Annotated in this window: 18 protein-coding genes; 9 read left to right on the top strand and 9 right to left on the bottom strand. The window is 68.1% G+C overall.

Annotated features, from left to right (window positions below):
* Position 1 precedes the first annotated feature (1 nt).
* On the bottom strand, positions 2-922 hold the full coding sequence (gene pdxS, locus BJEO58_RS03255) for a pyridoxal 5'-phosphate synthase lyase subunit PdxS (RefSeq protein ID WP_101587692.1): 921 nt from the start codon (positions 920-922) through the stop codon (positions 2-4).
* Positions 923-1,035: 113 nt separating this feature from the next.
* Here pdxS and BJEO58_RS03250 point away from each other — a divergent pair, with 113 nt between their 5' ends.
* Complete coding sequence (locus BJEO58_RS03250) at positions 1,036-2,397, top strand: aminotransferase class I/II-fold pyridoxal phosphate-dependent enzyme (RefSeq protein WP_101587690.1); 1,362 nt, start codon at positions 1,036-1,038, stop codon at positions 2,395-2,397.
* Here BJEO58_RS03250 and BJEO58_RS03245 read toward each other — a convergent pair.
* Both BJEO58_RS03245 and BJEO58_RS03240 read right to left on the bottom strand, forming a co-directional pair.
* On the bottom strand, positions 2,385-3,380 hold the full coding sequence (locus BJEO58_RS03245; RefSeq protein WP_101587688.1) for a cation diffusion facilitator family transporter: 996 nt from the start codon (positions 3,378-3,380) through the stop codon (positions 2,385-2,387). The two genes, BJEO58_RS03250 and BJEO58_RS03245, sit on opposite strands and share 13 nt — an antisense overlap.
* Positions 3,377-3,889, bottom strand: a complete 513-nt coding sequence (locus BJEO58_RS03240) for a transporter substrate-binding domain-containing protein (RefSeq protein ID WP_101587686.1) — start codon at positions 3,887-3,889, stop codon at positions 3,377-3,379. The genes BJEO58_RS03245 and BJEO58_RS03240 overlap by 4 nt, the downstream gene beginning before the upstream one ends.
* A 250-nt stretch (positions 3,890-4,139) precedes the next feature.
* Between BJEO58_RS03240 and BJEO58_RS03235 the strand changes: the two genes are divergently transcribed.
* On the top strand, positions 4,140-5,432 hold the full coding sequence (locus BJEO58_RS03235; protein WP_101587684.1) for an ATP-grasp domain-containing protein: 1,293 nt from the start codon (positions 4,140-4,142) through the stop codon (positions 5,430-5,432).
* 112 nt (positions 5,433-5,544) lie between these two features.
* Complete coding sequence (locus BJEO58_RS03230) at positions 5,545-7,590, top strand: CocE/NonD family hydrolase (protein WP_101587682.1); 2,046 nt, start codon at positions 5,545-5,547, stop codon at positions 7,588-7,590.
* Between the two features lie 34 nt (positions 7,591-7,624).
* On the opposite strand, the gene BJEO58_RS03225 is transcribed toward BJEO58_RS03230, so the two are convergent.
* The 3 genes from BJEO58_RS03225 to BJEO58_RS03215 are packed head-to-tail and all read right to left on the bottom strand — an operon-like array spanning position 7,625 to position 10,038.
* On the bottom strand, positions 7,625-9,235 hold the full coding sequence (locus tag BJEO58_RS03225; protein WP_101587681.1) for a deoxyguanosinetriphosphate triphosphohydrolase family protein: 1,611 nt from the start codon (positions 9,233-9,235) through the stop codon (positions 7,625-7,627).
* Positions 9,236-9,262: 27 nt separating this feature from the next.
* The gene (locus BJEO58_RS03220) at positions 9,263-9,685 is read right to left on the bottom strand and encodes a phage holin family protein (RefSeq protein WP_101587679.1); all 423 of its coding nucleotides are present in this window, start codon (positions 9,683-9,685) and stop codon (positions 9,263-9,265) included.
* A 35-nt stretch (positions 9,686-9,720) separates the two neighbouring features.
* A complete protein-coding gene (locus BJEO58_RS03215; protein ID WP_101587677.1) occupies positions 9,721-10,038 on the bottom strand; it encodes a hypothetical protein in 318 nt (105 codons plus the stop codon).
* 275 nt (positions 10,039-10,313) lie between these two features.
* Here BJEO58_RS03215 and BJEO58_RS03210 point away from each other — a divergent pair, with 275 nt between their 5' ends.
* The gene (locus tag BJEO58_RS03210; RefSeq protein WP_246076010.1) at positions 10,314-12,020 is read left to right on the top strand and encodes an AMP-binding protein; all 1,707 of its coding nucleotides are present in this window, start codon (positions 10,314-10,316) and stop codon (positions 12,018-12,020) included.
* A gap of 70 nt (positions 12,021-12,090) precedes the next feature.
* On the opposite strand, the gene BJEO58_RS03205 is transcribed toward BJEO58_RS03210, so the two are convergent.
* The gene (locus tag BJEO58_RS03205; protein WP_101587675.1) at positions 12,091-12,546 is read right to left on the bottom strand and encodes an acyl-CoA thioesterase; all 456 of its coding nucleotides are present in this window, start codon (positions 12,544-12,546) and stop codon (positions 12,091-12,093) included.
* A gap of 1 nt (position 12,547) precedes the next feature.
* Complete coding sequence (locus tag BJEO58_RS03200) at positions 12,548-14,200, bottom strand: thiamine pyrophosphate-dependent enzyme (RefSeq protein WP_101587673.1); 1,653 nt, start codon at positions 14,198-14,200, stop codon at positions 12,548-12,550.
* A 300-nt stretch (positions 14,201-14,500) separates the two neighbouring features.
* Between BJEO58_RS03200 and BJEO58_RS03195 the strand changes: the two genes are divergently transcribed.
* The 5 genes from BJEO58_RS03195 (at position 14,501) to BJEO58_RS03175 (ending at position 18,124) form a co-directional block, all read left to right on the top strand.
* Positions 14,501-15,220, top strand: a complete 720-nt coding sequence (locus tag BJEO58_RS03195; protein WP_373270402.1) for an amino acid ABC transporter ATP-binding protein — start codon at positions 14,501-14,503, stop codon at positions 15,218-15,220.
* A gap of 86 nt (positions 15,221-15,306) precedes the next feature.
* Positions 15,307-16,203: a glutamate ABC transporter substrate-binding protein gene (locus tag BJEO58_RS03190; protein WP_101587669.1), complete on the top strand. Its 897-nt coding sequence runs from the start codon at positions 15,307-15,309 to the stop codon at positions 16,201-16,203.
* Positions 16,204-16,306: 103 nt separating this feature from the next.
* On the top strand, positions 16,307-16,963 hold the full coding sequence (locus tag BJEO58_RS03185) for an amino acid ABC transporter permease (protein WP_180951804.1): 657 nt from the start codon (positions 16,307-16,309) through the stop codon (positions 16,961-16,963).
* Complete coding sequence (locus BJEO58_RS03180) at positions 16,960-17,790, top strand: amino acid ABC transporter permease (RefSeq protein ID WP_101587666.1); 831 nt, start codon at positions 16,960-16,962, stop codon at positions 17,788-17,790. The genes BJEO58_RS03185 and BJEO58_RS03180 overlap by 4 nt, the downstream gene beginning before the upstream one ends.
* Positions 17,791-17,809: 19 nt before the next feature.
* The gene (locus BJEO58_RS03175) at positions 17,810-18,124 is read left to right on the top strand and encodes a GNAT family N-acetyltransferase (RefSeq protein ID WP_101587664.1); all 315 of its coding nucleotides are present in this window, start codon (positions 17,810-17,812) and stop codon (positions 18,122-18,124) included.
* A 9-nt stretch (positions 18,125-18,133) separates the two neighbouring features.
* Here BJEO58_RS03175 and BJEO58_RS03170 read toward each other — a convergent pair whose 3' ends face one another.
* Positions 18,134-19,957, bottom strand: a complete 1,824-nt coding sequence (locus BJEO58_RS03170) for a 2Fe-2S iron-sulfur cluster-binding protein (RefSeq protein ID WP_101587662.1) — start codon at positions 19,955-19,957, stop codon at positions 18,134-18,136.
* Positions 19,958-19,986 lie beyond the last annotated feature (29 nt).

The raw sequence follows: 19,986 nt of genomic DNA, 5'->3' as shown, positions 1-19,986 counted from the left end.
CTCACCATCCGCGGTCAGCCAGGCGATGCGGTGCGGGGAGATCTGCGACGCTGATGCCCACCATCGCCTCGCCCAGTCCGCGCGACGCCTCTGCGACGATCCGGGGATCGGTGTGCGACTCGGTCGCCCGCACGATCGCCTGTGCGCGCTCGGCGGGTTTCCCGGAGGTGAAGATGCCGGAGCCCACGAACACGCCGTCCGCGCCCAGCTGCATCATCATCGCAGCGTCTGCGGGGGTCGCCACGCCACCGGCGGTGAAGAGGGGGACCGGGAGACGGCCGGCCTCCGCGACCTCGGCGACGAGGTCGTACGGTGCCCGAAGCTCCTTCGCGGCGACATAGAGCTCGTCCTTCGCCACTGCGCGCAGTGAGGCGATCTCCGCCGTGATGGTGCGGATGTGCTTCGTCGCCTCCGAGACGTCCCCGGTGCCGGCCTCACCCTTGGACCGGATCATCTGGGCGCCCTCGGAGATGCGGCGCAGGGCTTCCCCCAGGTTCGTCGCGCCGCACACGAACGGCACGGTGAAGTCCCGCTTGCTGATGTGGTGGACGTAGTCGGCGGGGGAGAGGACCTCCGACTCGTCGATGAAGTCCACACCCAGCTCCTGCAGCACCTGTGCCTCGACGAAGTGGCCGATCCGCGCCTTCGCCATGACAGGGACCTTCACCGCAGCGATGATGCCGTCGATGAGGTCCGGGTCGCTCATGCGTGCGACACCGCCCTGTGCCCGGATGTCCGCCGGCACGCGCTCGAGCGCCATGACCGCGACCGCTCCCGCGTCCTCGGCGATCCGCGCCTGCTCTGCTGTGACGACGTCCATGATGACGCCGCCCTTCAGTCGGTCTGCGAGTCCGTTCGTGGAAGCGGCCGCGGCCGCCGGCGGGCGCGGCGTCGTTGCGGTGGTCTCCGTCGTGAGCGTCATGATCGACCCCTTTGGTCCTGTGCACGCCGCGGCGTGCACGCGAGAGTTCTTGGCCTAGGCCATTGTCTGGCCTAGGCCAAAAGATAGCATGCTCCGCCCGTAGACTGGTGTGGATGAGCACGTCAGTCGGATCAGGCATCAGGGGGCGCACCTCAGCGGAGATCGCTGAGAGCGTGCGCGGACTCGTCGACCGGGGCGCCCTGGCGCCCGGTGATGGACTGCCGCCTGTGCGAGCACTCGCAGACGAACTGGGCGTCAATCGGAACACCGTCGTCGCCGCCTACGGCGTCCTGGGCCGGACGGGGGTCGTCGAAGCACTGGGACGTGCCGGGACTCGGATCGCTGACCGGGCACGCGTGCCGCAGGAGGGGTACGCGTCCACGGAGTCGCTGCGCGACCTCGCCAGCGGCAATCCCGACCCGGCCCTGATCCCGGACCCCACTCGAGCGCTCCAGGCCGCCGGCGGTCGTCCCATTCTCTACGGCGAGCCGGTGATCGACCCCTCGCTGGAGGCGTGGGCGCGTGCGTGGATGGAGCCGGACACCCACGGGGACTTCGGCCTCACAGTGACGAGCGGCGCGGTCGACGCCGTGGAGCGCCTGCTTGCCCAGGTGCTCACCCGCGATGACGCGGTGGCGCTCGAGGACCCCTGCTTCCTCGCAAGCATCCACACGGTCCGTCTGGGCGGGTACCGCGCCGTGCCCGTTCCCGTCGACGAGGAGGGGATGACGGTCGAGGGGCTCCGCGCGGCGCTCTCGCAGGGAGTGCGCGCGATCGTGTGCACTCCGCGGGCTCAGAACCCGACGGGAGCGTCACGATCGGCGGAGCGCGCAGAGGGTCTGAGAAGGGTGCTCGCCGATCACCCGTACGTCCTCGTCATCGAGGACGACTACTATTCACTGCTGTCCCAGCAGCCGTTCCATCCGATCGTCGGGCCCGGGCACCGTCGCTGGGCCCTCGTGAGGTCACTGTCGAAGTTCATCGGCCCAGACATCGCAGTCGCACTCGTCGCCTCCGACGCGGAGACTGCAGACCGGTTGGCGATGCGGCTGAGTCCGGGGACCACGTGGGTGAGCCATCTGCTCCAGCGCATCGCCCATGCGCTCCTGACCGACGATGGCGCACGTGCACAGATCCATCGAGCGGGCACGCACTACGCGCAGCGCAATAGGGAGTTCGCCGCACGCCTGGCGGAGCACGGAATGCTGGCGGCCTCCGGCGACGGACTCAGCGCATGGGTTCCGGTGGGTGCGCCCGCGCGGCAGGTGCAGGTAGGGCTCGCCCGCCGTGGGTGGTGGGTGCGACCCGGTGACGAGTTCCGCTTCGCAGACTCCTCGGCCGTCTCCCATCGCCTGCGCATCACCGTGCACGGACTCACTGATGCCGACGCTGCGGACCTGGCCGGCGACCTCGCCGCAGCCGTCGCGGAGGCGAGGGGCGCACGGAGTGGACGCGGTCATCCTCACTCGTCGTGAGGGCCTGCTCCGTTCAGCTGCGGAAGGAGCTCGTCGGGCAGCTCTTCGACGACGGACAGGACGAGGTCCTGGATCCGCCAGTCCAGTCCGATGCACCTCTCACGGAGCGCGGTCACCTCGGCGAGCGGCGGCAGACCTCCGTCGACCGGGACCACGAAGGCCTCGATGTGCAGGACGTGTCCCAGGTCCCGCGCCCGGGCCTCGGCCTCGTCGACCCATGTCGCGGCGAGCAGTGTGTTCACGACATCCTGGGGCAGGGGGTCCGGTCCTGCTCCGTCGTGCGTCGTCGCGCGGGAGTCCATGAGGTCGCGGACTGCGTCGCGCAGGTTGTTCCATCCGTCGCGGATGATGTCCACGGAGACGAGGATCGCGGCCGCGCCGTCCGCCCACCACAGGCCCATCCCGATGCCCAGGACACCCGCGATGGTCGCCAGTGCCGTCATCCAGTCCGCCTTGTTCATCTGCGCGTCTGCGTAGAGGACCTTGTCGTGCAGCAGGGGCGCGAGCTTCAGCTTCATACGGCCGAGGATGATCGGGGGCACCGCCACGACCGACATCACCCCCACCATCAGCCAGCCCTGCCAGATCGGAGTGCCGAAGACGACCATCACGCCGATGGGTGGGTGGTCGCCGGCCACCAGCCCGTGGCCGGAGTCGACGATGAGGTAGAGCCCCATGACGAGCAGCGCCACGCCGGACACGAGGTGGGCGACACCGATCGCACGGTGGTAGCCGTACGGCCTCCGCGCTGTCGGGCGACGGCGGATGAAGCGGGCGGCGATGAGGAAGGCGAGTGGCGGGAGGAGGGCGAGCGAGTCTTCGATCCAGGCGGCCTTCATCGCCTGCGAGCTGCCCGCGACCAGGAGCACCAGGGTGATGGTCCCGACGGTCACGAGCAGGGTGATGCGCTCGAGGCGGATCGCCTTCGCGAGTGCGTGAGCCTGCTCCTCTGGGAGTTCGGTGTGGCCGAAGCGCGGCCTCACGGCTCGACCGTCCCGAGCTCCTGTGCGAGCGCATGGCGCTCGAGGGCGACCATGAACGCGTTCTCGCCGGTCCGCACAGCCAGGACGTGCTTGCTCGTGGACCCGTCCGGACCGACGGATTCCGCGTACGGGGTGGTGAGTGCCGCGTGGGTGGTCCAGGGGGAGCTGTCGGTGAGCCCGCCGACCACCATGTCGATGCGGCCCTCGTCGAGCATCGTCATCAGCTGCTCCTCGCCGCCGGCCTCCCAGGCGAGCTCCGCGTCGTGGGCCTGGGCGAAGTCCCGGACGAGCCGCGGCTCGACGCCCGTCGGTTCCGATTCGGCGGACACGTCCGTCCACGGCGGGCTGTGGGAGACGCCCACCCGCAGCTCTCCTCCCTCGATCCGGTCGAGAGTGCCTTCCGGGTCGGCGGGGAACGAGCTGCCGCAGCCGGTCAGGAGCAGTGCGGCGACGGCGAGGCCGAGCAGCCGCCCGCGTCGCGATATCCGGAGTCGCGAGGAGGTGTCCATGCCTCAAGTGTGACAAGCCCGGTTGGCAGAGTCACGGTGCGGTGCGACGGGGCCCGGCCGAGGCGCTCCGTGGGAAGCCTTCGGGGAAGGCGTCCTGGGGGCGCGCGCTGAGGGCTTCCTGTGAAGTCTGTGGGCGGTGGGAGCGCCGGCGGCGTGAGGGATTGTGCCGAGGCGTGCTGGCCCATACGGTCGAGAGGACAAGGTGCCTTACATTCGGAGGTGTCTTCTGCGACAGCGAAAGCGAGGAGACATGAGTCCTGCCAACATCTTGGTTCTGGCGATGACGCACGAACAGCGCCTGGAGCTCGAGACCGTTCGCGGTGCGGGGGATCTGAGATTCCACGATCTGCTCGACTACGAGCATGCGGTGGCGGCGCGCGCGATCGACTTCGAGGGCCTCCTCGCCGCCGCGAGGGCGGAGCTGGAGGAGTTCGACGGCACGGTCGACGGGATCATCGCGCACTGGGACTTCCCGGTCAGCGTTCTGGCCCCCATCCTCGCCGCCGAGCGCGGCCTCCCCGCTCCGCCGCTGTCGAGCCTGCTGGCCAGCGAGCACAAGTACTGGAGCAGGCTCGCACAGCGCGAGTGCATCCCTGAGTGCGTCCCCGGCTTCGTCGCGTTCGATCCGTTCGACGACGGGGCGCTGTCGGCCGTCCGCGAGCAGCTCGCGTTCCCCTTCTGGGTGAAGCCGGTCAAGGCGCACTCCTCTGCACTGGGCTTCAAGATCACGGACGAGGAGGACTTCCTGGACGCGCAGTCCCGGATCCGGGACTCGATCGAGGAGATGGGTGACGCGTTCAACGCTGTGCTGTCCCGCGTCGACCTGCCTCGGGACCTGGGCGAAGCCGGAGGGAACACCTGCCTTGCGGAGCAGTTCGTCGAAGGCATGCAGTGCGCGCCGGAGGGAACGGTCTTCCGTGGGGAGTTCCGCGTGCACGGTCTGTTCGACATGCACAAGGACGGCGCCGGGACGAGTTTCGATCGCTTCGACTATCCCGCCGGCAGCGTGCCGGAGTCCGTCCAGGAGCGGATGATCGACCTCACCCGCCGCTACCTGGAGCACATCGGGTTCGACAACGGCTGCTTCAACTCCGAGTTCATGTGGGACGAGGCCGAAGACCAGCTGTGGCTCATCGAGGTGAACACGCGCATCAGCCAGTCGCACAGCGACCTGTTCCTCAAGGTGGACGGAGCGTCGAACCACGAGGTGGCGATCGACATCGCCCGCGGCCGGCCTCCGCGGATGCCGTACCGCGAGGGGCGCTACGCGGTGGCGGGGCAGTGCATGGTCTTCCATGACGAGGACGGCGTCGTGACGAGGATCCCCGATGAAGCGGACATGGATCGGCTGCGCGAGACGTATCCGGACGTCCGGCTCGTCACGCAGGTCGCGGTCGGCGACCGGCTGTCTGAGCTGCCGGGCCAGGACAGCTACCGGTTCGTCGTCGGCAAGCTCCACATCGGAGCGGCCGGCCACGACGAGCTGGGGCGACTCCATGCCGAGATCGCGGCGGCGCTTCCGTTCGAGTACACGGACGCTTGAACCGTTGTTCGACGTCAGGCATAACTGACAGGCTCCCTTGCGGGGACCGAGGCTGAATGGAACCGTGCGAGGGAGCGCATCGGCAGATCACGCGAGTGAGAGGAGAGCTCCGATGAGGACCATCAGCGACTTCCCGTACGAGGTGCGCGTCGTCGAAAATGTGTTCATCCCTCTGCGGGACGGTCAGCGGGTGGCGGCCCGGATGTGGATCCCGCAGTCCGCGGAGACGCGTCCCCTGCCCGCGATCCTCGAATACATCCCGTATCGGAAGCGCGACGGCACCCGCGGACGCGATGCGCTCAATCATCCGTACATGGCCGGACACGGCTACGTGTGCGTGCGCGTCGACATGCGCGGCAGCGGCGACTCCGATGGAGTGCTCCGCGACGAGTACCTCGAACAGGAGCACGAGGACGCCGAGGACGTCATCGCGTGGATCGCCGAGCAGTCCTGGTGCGAGGGGAGCGTCGGGATGATGGGCATCTCCTGGGGCGGCTTCAACAGCCTGCAGGTCGCGGCCCGTCGGCCGCCCGCACTCAAGGCGATCGTGAGCGCCTCTGCGACCGACGACCTGTACGTCGACAACATGCACTACATGGGCGGTGCCCTCCTGGTGGACAACCTGTCCGAAGCGACCGTGATGTTCGCGTTCAACAGCCTCCCGCCGGACCCGGAGATCGTCGGCGAGCGGTGGCGCGAGATGTGGCACGAACGGCTCGAGAACAGCGGGCTGTGGATCGAGAAGTGGCTCGAGCACCAGCACCGCGACGACTACTGGGAGCGTGCCTCGGTCAACGAGGACTACTCGGATGTGGCCTGCCCGGTCATGGCGGTCGGGGGATGGGCCGACGGCTACACGAACGCGATCTTCCGTCTCATGGAGCACCTCGACGTCCCCCGGCGGGCACTCATCGGTCCGTGGGGCCACAAGTACCCCCACCTGGGCGTGCCGGGGCCCTCGATCGGGTTCCTCCACGAGGTGGTCCGCTGGTGGGACCACTGGCTCAAGGGCACCGACACGGGTGTGATGGACGAGCCGATGCTGCGGGTCTGGATGCAGGACAGCGCGGCGCCGCGCTCCTCCTACGCGGAGCGTCCCGGGCACTGGGTCGGAGAGCCCTCGTGGCCCTCGCCCCACACGGAGACGGGCGAATACGCTCTGAGCGGGCACCACCTGGTGCCGGCGGACGACGACGGGCAGGACGCGGAGCCCGCCGAAGTGACCCTCCAGTCACCGTTGAGCGTGGGCATGTTCGCGGGCAAGTGGGCGTCGTACGCCGCGACCCCCGATCTGCCCTTCGACCAGCGCGAAGAGGACGGAGGGGCGCTCGTCTACGAGACGAAGCCCCTCGATCACGACCTGGAGATGCTGGGGATGGGAGAGTGCGAGCTCGACGTGTCAGCGGACGCTCCCGTCGCGCAGGTCATCGCCCGGTTGTCGGACGTCCTGCCCAACGGCGAGACCACGCGTGTGACCTACGGGGTGCTGAACCTCACGCATCGCGACAGCAGTGCCGAGCCGACCCCTCTCGAACCGGGCAGGCGGTACCGCGTGCGCGTCCCTCTCAACGCGGTGGCCCAGCACTTCCCGAAGAGGCACCGCATCCGGCTGTCCCTGTCGACCTCCTACTGGCCGCTCGTCTGGCCGTCGCCGACGGCAGCGGCGCTCACACTCTCCACGGAGGTGAGCAGGCTGCGGCTGCCGCTGCGCCGACCCCGCGAGGAGGACGCGCATCTTCGTGCGCTCGGGCCGGCGGAGGCGGCTCCGCCGCTGGCGGTGGAGACGCTCCGGACGGGCGACCATCAGTGGCGGGTCATCCGCGACCTCGCGACGGACGTGTCGACCCTCGAGATCGTCAATGACGAGGGGTCCTTCCGGATCGTGGAGACCGGGACGATCGTGCGGCGGGAGACCAGCGAGTGGTTCAGCTTCCGGTGGAACGACGTGTCCTCGGTCCGCGGCGAGACGCGGACGGTGCGTCGGTTCGAGCGTGAGGGATGGCGGACGGAGGTGATCACCCGCACCGTGCTCACCTCGACGGAGCACGACTTCTGCATCGCCGCAGAGCTGGACGCCTACGAACTGAACGCCGAGCGCGGCAACCCCCGCGTCTACTCGCAGAACTGGCGCAGGATGATCCCGCGCGACCTCGTGTGAGTCGTGCTGTGCTGAGGAGACACTCCTCCGGCATTCACCCCCGGGTGATCGAGGCGTGTGTGGCCAGTGCCTGCTGGTCCGTCATCGACGCGACGTAGTCGAGGATCGCACGGGACCGTCCCTGTCGTCGCAGGGCCGCCTCTCCTCCGTCGCCGGTGAGCAGGTCCGGCCTGCGACTGCGCAGGTCGAAGACGGCCTGGGTCGTCCCGTCGATCCACTCCAGCAGACGGCGCGGTGCGCGGCCGTGGTCGTGCGGGTCGTCGAGCCAGGCGTCGAACCCCCGGACCAGGTCCTCGAGCACGCGGGCCTGGCCCCTCTGCGCCTGAGCGATGTCCGGCAGGTCGAGCACGAAGCGCGCGTGGACGAACTTCAGCACCAGGACCTCGTGCCAGGCACGCTGCTCCAGGTGCACGTGACCGCCGCGCACGTGAGGGTGCGCCTCCACGACCACTGCGCTGCGCAGGCGCTCGATCCATCGGCGGGTGAACGAGGAGACGGCACGCTCGGCCTCGACGCCCCCGTCGTAGGGGCGGGTCAGCAGATCGTCGCCCAGCTCGCCGCTGATGCGATCCACCGCGTCAGCGAAGAACTCCCGATCAGCGATCCATGGGTCCTTGGTCCTCGCTCTCCGCCACAGCAGTTCGAGCGAGACCCCGGGGACGCGCCACTGCCGATCGAGATCCGCTGTGCGCCCGTCGCGGAATCCACCGGAGTCCCCGAGCCAGGCATGGAACTCGCCTGCGACCGGTGCGTGCTGGAGGACGCCCGCACGGACGAAGTCGTCGAGGTCGTGGACGGCGTAGGCGATGTCGTCCGCGAGGTCCATGATCGCGCAGTCGACGGTCTGCGCTCCGTGCTCGAGGTTCGGGAACGCAGCTCGGACCTCGTCCATCTCCTCGGCCTCGAGTGCGTAGGCGGAGAACTTGACGGCACCGCGCGCGGGGTCCAGACCCACACCGCGAGGTCGGTCCTCCACGGGCATCTGCTCTGCCTCCACGCCCTTCCACAGGCCACGGGTCCACGGATACTTGAGCACTGACGCGCGGACGGCTGCAGTGAGGTTCACCCCGGGAAAGTCCAGCCCCAGCGTGTCGAGAGTGGTGAGGATGCGGAACGTCTGCGCGTTGCCCTCGAAGCCCTCGTCCAGCCCCAGTTCCGTCGTGGCGAGTCGGTCGAGCACGCGTTCGCCGAGGTGTCCGAACGGCGGGTGCCCGAGGTCGTGGGCATGCGCAGCCGCCTGCGCGACGATCGTGTCGCACCCGCCGAGGTGCGCGAGCGTGCGGCCCACCTCGTCGCCGGCCGCCGCCCGGCCCGCGGCATGCTCGCGGTGCACGGACAGCCGTGCGGCGAGGTTCGCAGCGATGACGCGTGCGACCGCACTGACCTTGAGGGAGTGAGTGAGTCGATTGTGCATGATCGGGCCCACACCGGACTGGGGCACCACCTGGGTGACGGCCGAGAGTCGTCCGAAGTACGGAGAGAACCTCAGGCGCTCCAGGTCGATCCGATACTCGTGGACCTCTCCGCGCCCTTTCGCATCGGCCTCGGCGGCTTCTTCGGCCGCTGAACGATGCTGCGACCGGATGGATTCCGAGTGGCGTCGCTGCAGTCTGTGGTCTTCGTGCGATGGGGGACGAGCCGGCATACCGATCATTCAAGCATCCATCGGAGCTCACCGCTCCGCTCTGCGCTCAGGCGCAGAGTCGGGGAGCAGCCATCCGAGCACCGCCGAGACGACGGCCACGATGATCGCCGCGAGCACCGCGGTCCAGAAGAACGCGTCGATCATCAGGACGATGGGAGTGAACTCCGAGAGCCACGCCGTCAGTGCGATCATGAGCGCATTCACGATGATCGAGAAGAGTCCCAGGGTGAGGCACGTGAGCGGCGTCGACACGAACGCGACGATGGGCTTGACGAATGCGTTGACCACGCCGAAGACGACAGCGATCGCAAGGTAGGCGACGACGGTCGCGGGACGGTCGCCGATCGAATCGGCGAGTGCGTCGCTGCCGGAGATCGTGAGCCCCGGCAGCAGGATCGCCGCTGCGGCGAGGGCCAGTGCATTGACGACGGTGCGGACGAGGAATCTCATGCCCACCACTGTACGGAGCACCGCTGGAAGAATCCTCAGGAGAGGCGGGAGGCCACGTCCTCGACCACCTTCGCCGCCATCGACGCGTTCTTCTTGCCGTCCATGAGTGCGCGGGGTGCCTCCGGAAGTCCCGTGACCACCAGCTCCAGGCGCGCGCCATCGGGCTCGTCGAGCACCTGAGCCGTGACGATGTGTCCCCACGAGAAGAGCGATTTGCCGGTCTGGAACGTCACTGCGCGGGCTCCGTCGTCCACTTCCAGGAGATGGCGCGCACTCTGTGCGCATGCCTGGAGGGCCTGGTAGACGGCATCCGGCTCCGCAGAGAAGCTGCGGGTCGATTCCTTCTCGAACATATCTGTGCTCCGTGGGTGTGATCCTGGCGGTGCCTCGTGCGGGACCGCTGCGGTCCCAACGCTACGACACGCGCACCTTCCCGCTCTCGGATCTGTGTTGCGGTCCTGGTACACGGCCGCGCCTGACGGCTGCGCCTGCGGATCCCACGGGCCCGTCGTGCGGCCCACGCCACCCAGGTGGCGCCACGCAGGGGCGGCATGGCCGCGCGGGATATGCGAGAGTAGCGCCTGGATGATCGACGAGGATCCCCAGACGACGTGAGGAGTACGACGACGTGACCGCACAGCCCACCATCCGGAACCTGTCCTACAGCTCGGGCATCTCAGATGTGCCGCTGCTCGGACTGACGCTCGGCGACAGTCTGGCCGCGGCGACCGCTGCGCACCCCGGTCGGGACGCACTCGTCGACGTCCCCTCAGGTCGCCGGTGGACGTACGCGGAGCTCGACGAGGAGACGAGAGCGCTGGCGGTCGCGCTGATGGACAGGGGAGTCCAGAACGGCGACCGCGTGGGCATCTGGGCGCAGAACGTGCCGGAGTGGACGCTCGTGATGTACGCGGTGGCACGCATCGGCGGGATCCTGGTCAACATCAACCCCGCCTACCGTGTGCACGAGCTCGAGTACGTGCTCGAGCAGAACGGCACGTCGGTGCTCATCACCCAGGTGGCGGATGCCCGTGCAGACTTCCTGGGGATGTCGAACGAGGCGGCAGGGAAGATCACCGGCCTCGACGTCATCGCCCTGGACACGGTTGAGGGCCCGCTGGGGTCCGGTGCGGGTGCGCGCATCCGCCCCGAACAGTCGTTCGAGCGGCTCTGGGAGCACGGCCGCACCCTGCTGATGGACGACGGCGCGCAGTGGGCGACTCGCCTGCGCCGCGTCGAGGACGAGGTGTCAGCAGACGATCCCGTCAATCTCCAGTACACCTCCGGCACGACAGGGTTCCCCAAGGGCGTCACCCTCAGCCACCACAACATCCTCAACAACGGGTTCTCGATCGGAGGGCTGCTGGGATACACGGAGGCGGACGTGGTCGTCCTGCCCGTCCCGTTCTTCCACTGCTTCGGAATGGTCATCGGGACGCTCGCGATCGTGTCGCACGGTGCGTGCGCGGTCATCCCTGCGGCGTCGTTCGACGCCTCAGCCACCCTGCGCGCGGTGCAGCAGGAGCGTGCCACGTCCCTGTACGGAGTGCCCACGATGTTCATCGCGGAACTGGCGCTCGCCGACTTCGATGACTACGACCTCACCTCCCTGCGCACCGGGGTCATGGCAGGGTCGACGTGCCCCGTGGAGGTCATGCGGCAGGTGATCGACCGCATGCACATGTCCGAGGTGGCGATCTGCTACGGGATGACGGAGACCTCGCCGGTCTCCACGATGACCCGCGTCGACGATTCCCTGAAGCGGCGGACCGAGACCGTGGGCCGGGTCATGCCGCACGTCGAGGTGAAGGTCGTCGACCCCGTGACCGGACGCACTGCGCCGCGCGGTGTCAAGGGTGAGATCCTCACCCGCGGGTACTCCGTGATGCTGGGGTACTGGGGCGAGCCGGACAAGACGGCAGACGCCATCGACGCCGGGCGCTGGATGCGCACCGGTGACCTCGGGATCATGGACGAGGACGGCTACCTCGACGTCACCGGCCGGATCAAGGACATGGTGATCCGCGGGGGTGAGAACATCTATCCGCGGGAGATCGAGGAGTTCTTCTACCGTCATCCCGGCATCCGCGACATCCAGGTGGTGGGGGTGCCCGATGAGAAGTACGGGGAGGAGCTCATGGCGTGGGTCGTCACCGCGGACGGGTACGACGCTCTGACTGCGGACGACCTCCGTGCGTTCGCCCAGGGCCACCTCGCGCACTACAAGATCCCGCGCTACGTGGAGGTCCGGGACGGATTCCCCATGACCGTGTCCGGGAAGGTCAGGAAGGTGGAGCTGCGCGAGGAGGCCGCACGGCTGGTCGGAGGCGTCTGAGGAGCGGGGCGACCCTGTCGGGTCGTCCCGCTCCCCACCGGTCGCGGACCGTCAGTCGCGTCGCGGACCGTCAGTCGCGCGGAGGGACATCTCCCCGCAGCGTCTCCAGCGTGCTGCGCGACAGGTCGTCCAGCGGGGTGGAGCGGCGCGTCGTCGTATCGGTGAGCACCATGACGGACTCAGCACGGGCATGCGGAAGCCCCTCACTGGTGAGCAGCTGCTCGATGATGATCGAGCTCGTGCCGACCCGGATGACGCGAGAGCCCACCTCGGCCTCGCCGGGCCACAGGAGTTCCTTGAGGTACTCGATGCTGATCTTCGCGATCACGAAGTCCTTCGTCGGATCGGCCGCGACCTGCCTGAGCTGTTGTATGAGCTCGACCCGCCCCGTCTCGAAGAAGGTGGAGAAGACCGCGTTGTTCACGTGGCCCTGACGGTCAGTGTCCGCGTAGCGGAGCTTGTCATATGAACGCAGCGGGTACCCGCTCAGCGGCGAGGACTCCGCCGCTCCTCCGGTCGTGGTCATCTCAGTACGCCTTCACTCGCTGCTCGACGATGATGTGGATGAGGGCGAACGTCCCCTCACTGATCGCCGCGAACGCCTGGTCGAGCGCGGCCGGTACGTCTGCGTCCTGCTCGACCCGGACACCCAGGCCGCCGAACGACTGCGCCATGAGCGCGAAGTCCGGGTTCACCATCTGCGTGCCGGACACGCGGTCCGGGTACTGGCGCTCCTGGTGGGTGCGGATCGTGCCGTACTCCTGATTGTCCATGACGACGACCAGGGGATGCGCGCCGTACTGTGTCGCGGTCGCGAGTTCCTGACCGTTCATCAGGAACTCGCCGTCGCCGGCGATGGTGACGACCTGACGGTCCGGGTAGCGCAGCGACGCGGCGATGCCGGAGGGCACGGAATAGCCCATGGACCCGTTGCGCGCCGACAGCATCGAGGCGTATCCGTTGGTGGGGAAGTAGCGGTGCGCCCAGTTGGTGTGCTCGCCCGCGCCGAATGTCACCATCGCGTCGTCCTCGAGGCGCTCCACCAGTCCGCCCATCAGCGTCGCCATGCGCGCCTGTCCGTCGCCGGGCACCGACGTGGGTGCGGTGGAGAACTCCGCCTGCGCCTGCCTGAGCCGGTTGGTCCACTGCCGCCACGCGTCGCGCACGGGGAGGTCCATGCGGACGAGGTCGCGGATGAAGGGCTCCGGCTTGGACACGATCTGGTGGGTCACGGGACCGGAGCGCCCGCGCAGGGCCGGGTCGATCGCGACGATGAAGTTCTTCTTGTCCCAGTTCTGCCGCACGGTGAAGCCGTCCGTGATCACGTCGCCGGGGACGGTGCCGACGAACACGAGCAGGTCTGATTCGCTCATGAGGCTCTGGGTGAAGTCGGGTCGGCCGTATCCCAGCGGACCCACGTAGGAGGGCGAACCGAACGGAACGGTGCCCTGGCAGCGCCATTCGGCCGCAGCCGGCAGGTTGTGGTCCTCCAGCCAGCGGGTGAACTCATCCGCGACGTCGTGCGTCCAGTCGTTGCCGCCGAACACGAACAGGGGACGGTCGGCTCCGTCGAGTGCAGCCTTCAGCGCCTTCCAGTCCGTGACCGTCATACCGCCGGTGGCGATCGGGATCTCCGGGTGGACCGGGTCCTCGTGCGGCATCGTGATGACGTCCTCGGGGAGCCCGACGACGACAGGACCGGGTCGGCCGGAACTGGCTGCGAACATCGCCTCCGCGACGATCTCCGACGCGCGCTCCGGGTGGTCGAGCACCATGACGCGCTTGGCGCCGGTGTCGAACCATGCCTTGGGATCGAACTCCTGGAACGCTTCCTTCTCGCGGTGCTCGAACGGGATGAGCCCGACGAAGAGCACCATCGGCGTCGAATCCTGCCATGCGGTGTGCAGGCCGACGTGTGCGTTCGCTGCTCCCGGGCCGCGCGTGACCATCGCGACGCCGGGGGTGATGGACATCTTGCCGTCCGCTTCGGCCATGTAGGCGGCTCCGCCCTCGTGCCGGCAGACGACGGTCTGGATGCTCGAGTCGTGGAGTCCGTCCAGAACGTCGAGGTAGGACTCACCCGGGACGACGTAGGCGCGTTCGACTCCGTGCTGTTCGAGGGAGCGGACGATCATGTGACCGGCCGACGGGGTGCCGAGACGGGCGGAGGGTGACGCCATTGTGAGAGATCCTTCGTGGTCGCGGTGGATTGCCGATTTCTGGGGTCCGGAACATTATGCGGGTGAAACCGCCGTTGGGTAGCGAATCTGCCCGACTGAGGTCCGATCGGCACAAGTGTCTCGGGTCATGAGACGTCTGCTGGGAGGTGCGGGCGTGTGATCTATGTGACGATCGTGTTGCGATTCGTGTGGGGGCAGTACCAATCACTGTGTCTGAGATGACCCTTGGAGGGTCTTGTGCGTAGTCTTGGCGCCATGACCGCGAATGTGAGACACGACACGGGCGATGCTCTTGTCGAGATGAAGGACGTCGACAAGTTCTTCGGGGACTTTCAGGCCCTGAAGAACATCAACCTGCACGTCTCCCGCGGTGAGGTCGTCGTTGTGATCGGTCCCTCCGGCTCGGGGAAGTCGACCCTGTGCCGCACGATCAATCGACTGGAGACCGTCAGCGGGGGTTCCATCACGATCGATGGGCAGAAGCTCCCCGAAGAGGGAGCCGGCCTCGCGCGGCTCCGTTCGGATGTGGGCATGGTCTTCCAGGCGTTCAACCTGTTCGCCCATCTCACGATCCTGGAGAACGTGACGCTCGGCCCGCTCAAGGTCCGTGGGCTCAAGAAGGCGGCCGCGGAAGAACTGGCCATGCAGCTCTTGGCGCGCGTCGGTGTCGAGCACCAGGCGCAGAAGTACCCTGCCCAGCTGTCGGGCGGACAGCAGCAGCGCGTCGCGATCGCCCGATCGCTCGCGATGAAGCCCAAGCTCATGCTCTTCGACGAGCCGACCTCTGCCCTGGATCCCGAGATGATCAACGAAGTCCTGGACACGATGGTCGAGCTGGCGGACGAGGGCATGACGATGGTCGTCGTCACCCACGAGATGGGTTTCGCACGGAAGGCGGCCCACCGCGTCGTGTTCATGGCCGAGGGCGAGATCGTCGAAGTCGCGGAGCCGGAGGAGTTCTTCACGAACCCGCAGTCCGATCGCGCGCAGGACTTCCTCTCGAAGCTGCTCACCCAGTGATCCCGACGGCGGGCCGCACACCTCCCGCCGGCGCACCCCGTCCGTCGCCGTCGACGGGCACGAATCCCCAGAAGGAGAGACAGACCATGAAGAAGCTCAGCACGATCATCGCCGGCGCCGCAGTCGGAATGCTCGCACTCAGCGCATGCGGCCAGGAGGGCGCGCCTGAGCCCGCAGCGGGCGGAGGCGGTGGGGGAGAAGCCCCCGAATACGACGTCGCCGACGACGTCGATCTGTCGGAGAGCCCCACGTGGGAGGCCGCGAACTCCGCCGGCAGCCTCACCATCGGTGTGAAGAAGGACCAGCCGGGACTCGGCAACCAGGAGCCGGGTTCGGACGTCCCGGAGGGCTTCGACATCGAGATCGCCACGATCGTGGCCGGGTCCCTCGGCTTCAGCCCCGACCAGATCGAATGGACTGAGACCGTCTCCGCGAACCGCGAGCCCTTCCTCCAGCAGGGGAACGTCGACTTGGTCGTCGCGACCTACACGATCAACGACGAGCGGAAGCAGGTCGTCGACTTCGCCGGGCCGTACTACGTCGCCGGCCAGGACCTCCTCGTCGCGGCCGATTCGGACATCGCGAGCCCGGATGACATCGCCGGCAGGACGGTCTGCTCCGTCGACGGGTCCACTCCCGCCCAGAACATCGAGGACGAGTACTCGGACGCGGAGCTGGTCACGTACGACACCTACTCGAAGTGCGTGACCGACCTCCAGTCCGGATCCGTCGACGCGGTCACGACCGATGACGCGATCCTCCGCGGCTATGCGGCTCAGTACGAGGGCGAGTTCTCCGTCGTGGGAGACCCCTTCACCGACGAGCCGTACGGCGTCGGTCTGCCCCAGGGCGACGACGCGCTCCGCGATGCGGTGAATGACGCGCTCGAGGCATCGATGGAGGACGGCACGTGGACGGAGGCGTTCGAGTACACCCTGGGTGACTCCTCCGGCGTCGAGCAGCCAGAAGTCGATCGGTACTGATCCCGCTCGGCTCTGCGCCTGCGCCCCGGTTCGCCGGTGAGGCCCGGCGGTCGCACGGTGCGACCGCCGGGCCGACACGACCATTCGAGAACGTGAGGCTTTCGTGAATCCGCTCATCCAGACGTTCCTCAGCGGGACCTGGGGAACGCTTGCGCTGTTCGGCGTGACACTGATCGGCTGCCTGATCGGCGGAACGATCCTCGCGGCGATGCGCGTGTCCCCGGTCCCGATCCTGCGAGGCGCCGCCGCCGCGTACGTCGACGTCGTGAGGAACACCCCCCTCACACTGGTGATGTTCTTCTGCGTGTTCGGCCTTCCGTACCTCGATATCCGGTTCGGCAGCACCGCCGGGATGAACTCGTTCGTCCTGGCATGCATCGCACTCACGGCGTACACCTCGTGCTTCATCGCAGAGACGCTGAGGTCCGGCATCGCGACGGTTCCTGTGGGTCAGGCCGAAGCCGCCCGCGCGGTGGGCCTGGGCTTCGGCCAGGTGCTCGGCTACGTCGTGCTGCCGCAGGCGTTCCGCACCGTCATCCCGCCTCTGGGCAGTGTGATCATCGCGATGCTGAAGAACACCTCGATCGCATCCGCGTTCAACAACCGAGAGCTCATCTCCGCGATGCGCAACGCGATCGAGGTCCGCGGAGACATCGTCATCCCGCTCCTGCTGGCCACCGCGCTCATCTATCTCGTGCTGGCTCTGGGGCTCGGCCGCGTCTTCGCCTACCTCGAGAAGAGGATGGTGATCCTCCGATGAGCGCACCGACCCAGGTCCTGTTCGACGAGCCCGGCCCTCGTGCCCGCCGGCTCAACGTCATCCTGTCCGTCGTGTCCGTGGTCCTGCTGCTCGGCCTCATCGCCTTCGTCGTCTGGAAGTTCTCCGACGCCGGCCAGCTCGAGTACGCGAAGTGGGAGCCGTTCACGTACGCGGTGATCCAGCAGACGCTGCTCGCGGGGATGTGGGCGACGATCAAGGTTGCGATCGTCGCAACGATCCTCGCGCTCGTCGTCGGGGTGGTCTTCGCTCTGCTGCGCCTCGCGCCGAAGAAGGCCGTGTCCCTGCCGGCGACCCTGGTGCTCGAAGTGTTCCGCGGTGTGCCCGTCCTGCTGCTGATCTTCGCGATGTTCCTGGTGTTCGGAAATGAGATCGGGTCCTTCTGGTCCGTGGTCTTCGGACTCACGCTGTACAACGGCATGGTGATCGCAGAGATCATCCGCGCGGGGATCCTGGCGGTGCCGCGCGGACAGAGCGAGGCTGCGATGTCGATCGGCCTCCGGAGTTCGCAGACGATGCGGCTCATCCTCATGCCCCAGGCGGTCCGCGCGATGATGCCCACGCTCATCGCCCAGGTGGTCGTGCTGCTGAAGGATTCGGCGCTGGGCTTCATCGTCACGTATCAGGACCTGCTGTACCAGGTGAATGCGATCGGGAGGAGCTACAACAACCTGCTTCCCACGTTCATCGTGGGTGCTGTGCTGTTCATCATCATCAACATGGTGGTGGCCGCGATCGCGCGATACCTTGAGAAGAGGATGTCGCAGAAGACCGCCGCGACGACCGCGCCCGACAAGGGCACCGACTGACGGAGGAGTGGAGGTTCAGATGGCCGAACCGACGAAGGTGGCGACGCCGTACGCAGTCACCGAGGAGAAGGGACGCAGCCGGATCGTCATCCACGATGTGCACGAGGACGTCCCTGTGCTCGTGGGATTCCTCGAGTACCGGATGGACGGCGACGTGCGGACGATCCTCCACACGATCATCGACGAGGCGTATGCGCGGCAGGGCTGGGCTCGCACGCTCGTGACGGAGTCACTCGAGCGGTTCTCGCAGGACGACGCGAAGATCCGGTCGATGTGCAGCTACGTGGACCGGTACATGGAGCGGTTCCCGCAGTATCGATCGCTGCTGGCCTGACGGAGGCGCTCAGCCCTCGTCGAGGACCCTGAGTTCGCCCACGGGCACGGTCGAACAGCTCAGGACTCGTCCTGGTCCCGCATCCGCGGTCGCATCGAGCACGCGGACGGTGCGTGCCGGGTCGTCGACCGCGATCGTGCACGTGCCGCACGCACCGGACCTGCAGGTGTAGGGGATCCGAGCACCGTCGGCCTCGAGTGCATCGAGCAGCGTCCCGTCCTCGGGCACCCACGTCAGGCGCGTGCCGTCCGGTCGTCGGATGACCGCAGGTTCGTAGCCTGCGAGCCGGTCGGTGAGATCGTCCACGGGAGAGGAGAATGCTTCGCGGTGGATGCGGTCCGGCGCGATGCCCGCGGCTTCGCACGCCGCGGTCGCCGCCGCGACGAACTGCGCTCCACCGCAGACCACCGCGGTCGAGGCACCGGCCACCGCTGCGATGAGGTCTGCCCGGGCCGGTCGGCCGCGGACTGCCGTGTCCCATGTCGTGAGGGTGCGCTCACGAGACTCCGTGAGGCGCGTGAGCGCATCGATGGTGACGCGTGCGCCCTCGTCGATCCCGCGGTCGATATGGAGGAGCCGGACGGGGAGGCCGTCCGGGAGTCCCGGCAGCAGCGACAGTGCACTGGTGAGGCCGACTCCCGACGTGACGAGCGCGATGCCGTCAGTGGGGGCCCCGCGTGTGGGGGCCTCGGCAGCGGGGGCAGAGGCAGCTGCGGCCTCGCGTTCGGACGTGAGCACGCGTGCCGCGGTGAGGGCGCCGAAGGGGCCGGACACGGTGAGGCGGTCACCGGGGGTCAGGTGGGTCAGCGCCGTGGAGACCGGGCCCCGGACGCCGACGATGACGGAGAACTCCGACTCGTCGACCAGTGCAGCGGTGTAGGTGCGCCACGTGTGACGGCCCTCGACCTGATGGTGGACGCGGACGTGGCGGCCCGGCTCCCACCCGGCGGCGAACCAGCGATAGGGATCGCGGAGTCGGAGCGCGTGCCGGCCGTCCTCGAGCGGACCGGAGTCGGTGACGACCATGGTGCGAGGCCCCGTGCCGACGGGCAGAGGATGGTCCGTGGTGTCGGACTCCACTGTGATCGGATCGTTCGGCTGCACGCGACCGGGGGACAGCACGGTGCCGTAGACGCCGCAGTGGATGTGGCCGAACTCGCTCGCGAGCATGCGCGGGATCCCCATGTCGCTGACTGCAGTGCGGGGGCCGACGGTCGTCGCACTGCACCGTTCGATCGTGGAGCGGATCAGCACGCGCGCCTCACCGATGCGGACGATCGACCCGACGAGGTCGAACTCCGCGAGCGGTTCGAATCCGTCGACCAGCAGGTTGCCCCGGAACCGCAGGGGATCGATCCGGCTCCCCGTCTGGGCCTCGAGCGCGCGCACCGTCGCCAGGGAGATGAGGCTCACATGGCCCTGCTCGCAGTCGAACATCCCCTGCGGGGCTGCGGGTGCGTAGGCGGTGACCACGTCGACGGGTCCGGGTCCGGCCGGCAGGTGTGCGGCGATGTCGATCGCGGCGCTGGAGCGCGAGTCGGGATCAGCGGGGTCGATGACGATCGGTGCACTGACGGAGGGAGGAGTGAGTGCCACCGCTCCGTCATCGCACGTGCGGACCGACCACGCGGCGAGGGCGGGACGCTTCTTGAGAGCGAAGAAGCGCGACCAGCGGTTCCAGGCTCCGGGAACCGTGCCGGCGGTGCCGTCCGATACCGCGAGCACACGGTCGCCGGGGACTCCTGCCCCCGGCTCGAGGTGGGCGCGCGTCACGTCCTCTGCAGGGAACCCCTTGACGGGGAACCGGTGGAGCGACACCACCTGTGGCTGCATCGTCGCCTCCTCCGTCCTGCCGCGCTGCC

The organism is Brevibacterium jeotgali (assembly GCF_900169175.1).
Classification (GTDB): Bacteria; Actinomycetota; Actinomycetes; order Actinomycetales; family Brevibacteriaceae; genus Brevibacterium; species Brevibacterium jeotgali.
The sequence above is the reverse complement of the archived record's forward strand: the minus strand, read 5'-3'. Positions and strand labels throughout refer to the sequence as shown.

Excerpts from the sequence above, each read along its gene's own strand:
- BJEO58_RS03190 (WP_101587669.1), top strand. The coding sequence starts at position 15,307 with ATGAAGAAGCTCAGCACGATCATCGCCGGCGCCGCAGTCGGAATGCTC.
- BJEO58_RS03195 (WP_373270402.1), top strand. The coding sequence starts at position 14,501 with ATGAAGGACGTCGACAAGTTCTTCGGGGACTTTCAGGCCCTGAAGAAC.
- BJEO58_RS03235 (WP_101587684.1), top strand. The coding sequence starts at position 4,140 with ATGAGTCCTGCCAACATCTTGGTTCTGGCGATGACGCACGAACAGCGC.
- BJEO58_RS03225 (WP_101587681.1), bottom strand. The coding sequence starts at position 9,235 with ATGCCGGCTCGTCCCCCATCGCACGAAGACCACAGACTGCAGCGACGC.
- BJEO58_RS03180 (WP_101587666.1), top strand. The coding sequence starts at position 16,960 with ATGAGCGCACCGACCCAGGTCCTGTTCGACGAGCCCGGCCCTCGTGCC.
- BJEO58_RS03250 (WP_101587690.1), top strand. The coding sequence starts at position 1,036 with ATGAGCACGTCAGTCGGATCAGGCATCAGGGGGCGCACCTCAGCGGAG.
- BJEO58_RS03215 (WP_101587677.1), bottom strand. The coding sequence starts at position 10,038 with ATGTTCGAGAAGGAATCGACCCGCAGCTTCTCTGCGGAGCCGGATGCC.
- BJEO58_RS03220 (WP_101587679.1), bottom strand. The coding sequence starts at position 9,685 with ATGAGATTCCTCGTCCGCACCGTCGTCAATGCACTGGCCCTCGCCGCA.
- BJEO58_RS03200 (WP_101587673.1), bottom strand. The coding sequence starts at position 14,200 with ATGGCGTCACCCTCCGCCCGTCTCGGCACCCCGTCGGCCGGTCACATG.
- BJEO58_RS03230 (WP_101587682.1), top strand. The coding sequence starts at position 5,545 with ATGAGGACCATCAGCGACTTCCCGTACGAGGTGCGCGTCGTCGAAAAT.
- BJEO58_RS03175 (WP_101587664.1), top strand. The coding sequence starts at position 17,810 with ATGGCCGAACCGACGAAGGTGGCGACGCCGTACGCAGTCACCGAGGAG.
- BJEO58_RS03170 (WP_101587662.1), bottom strand. The coding sequence starts at position 19,957 with ATGCAGCCACAGGTGGTGTCGCTCCACCGGTTCCCCGTCAAGGGGTTC.
- BJEO58_RS03240 (WP_101587686.1), bottom strand. The coding sequence starts at position 3,889 with ATGGACACCTCCTCGCGACTCCGGATATCGCGACGCGGGCGGCTGCTC.
- BJEO58_RS03205 (WP_101587675.1), bottom strand. The coding sequence starts at position 12,546 with ATGACCACGACCGGAGGAGCGGCGGAGTCCTCGCCGCTGAGCGGGTAC.
- pdxS (WP_101587692.1), bottom strand. The coding sequence starts at position 922 with ATGACGCTCACGACGGAGACCACCGCAACGACGCCGCGCCCGCCGGCG.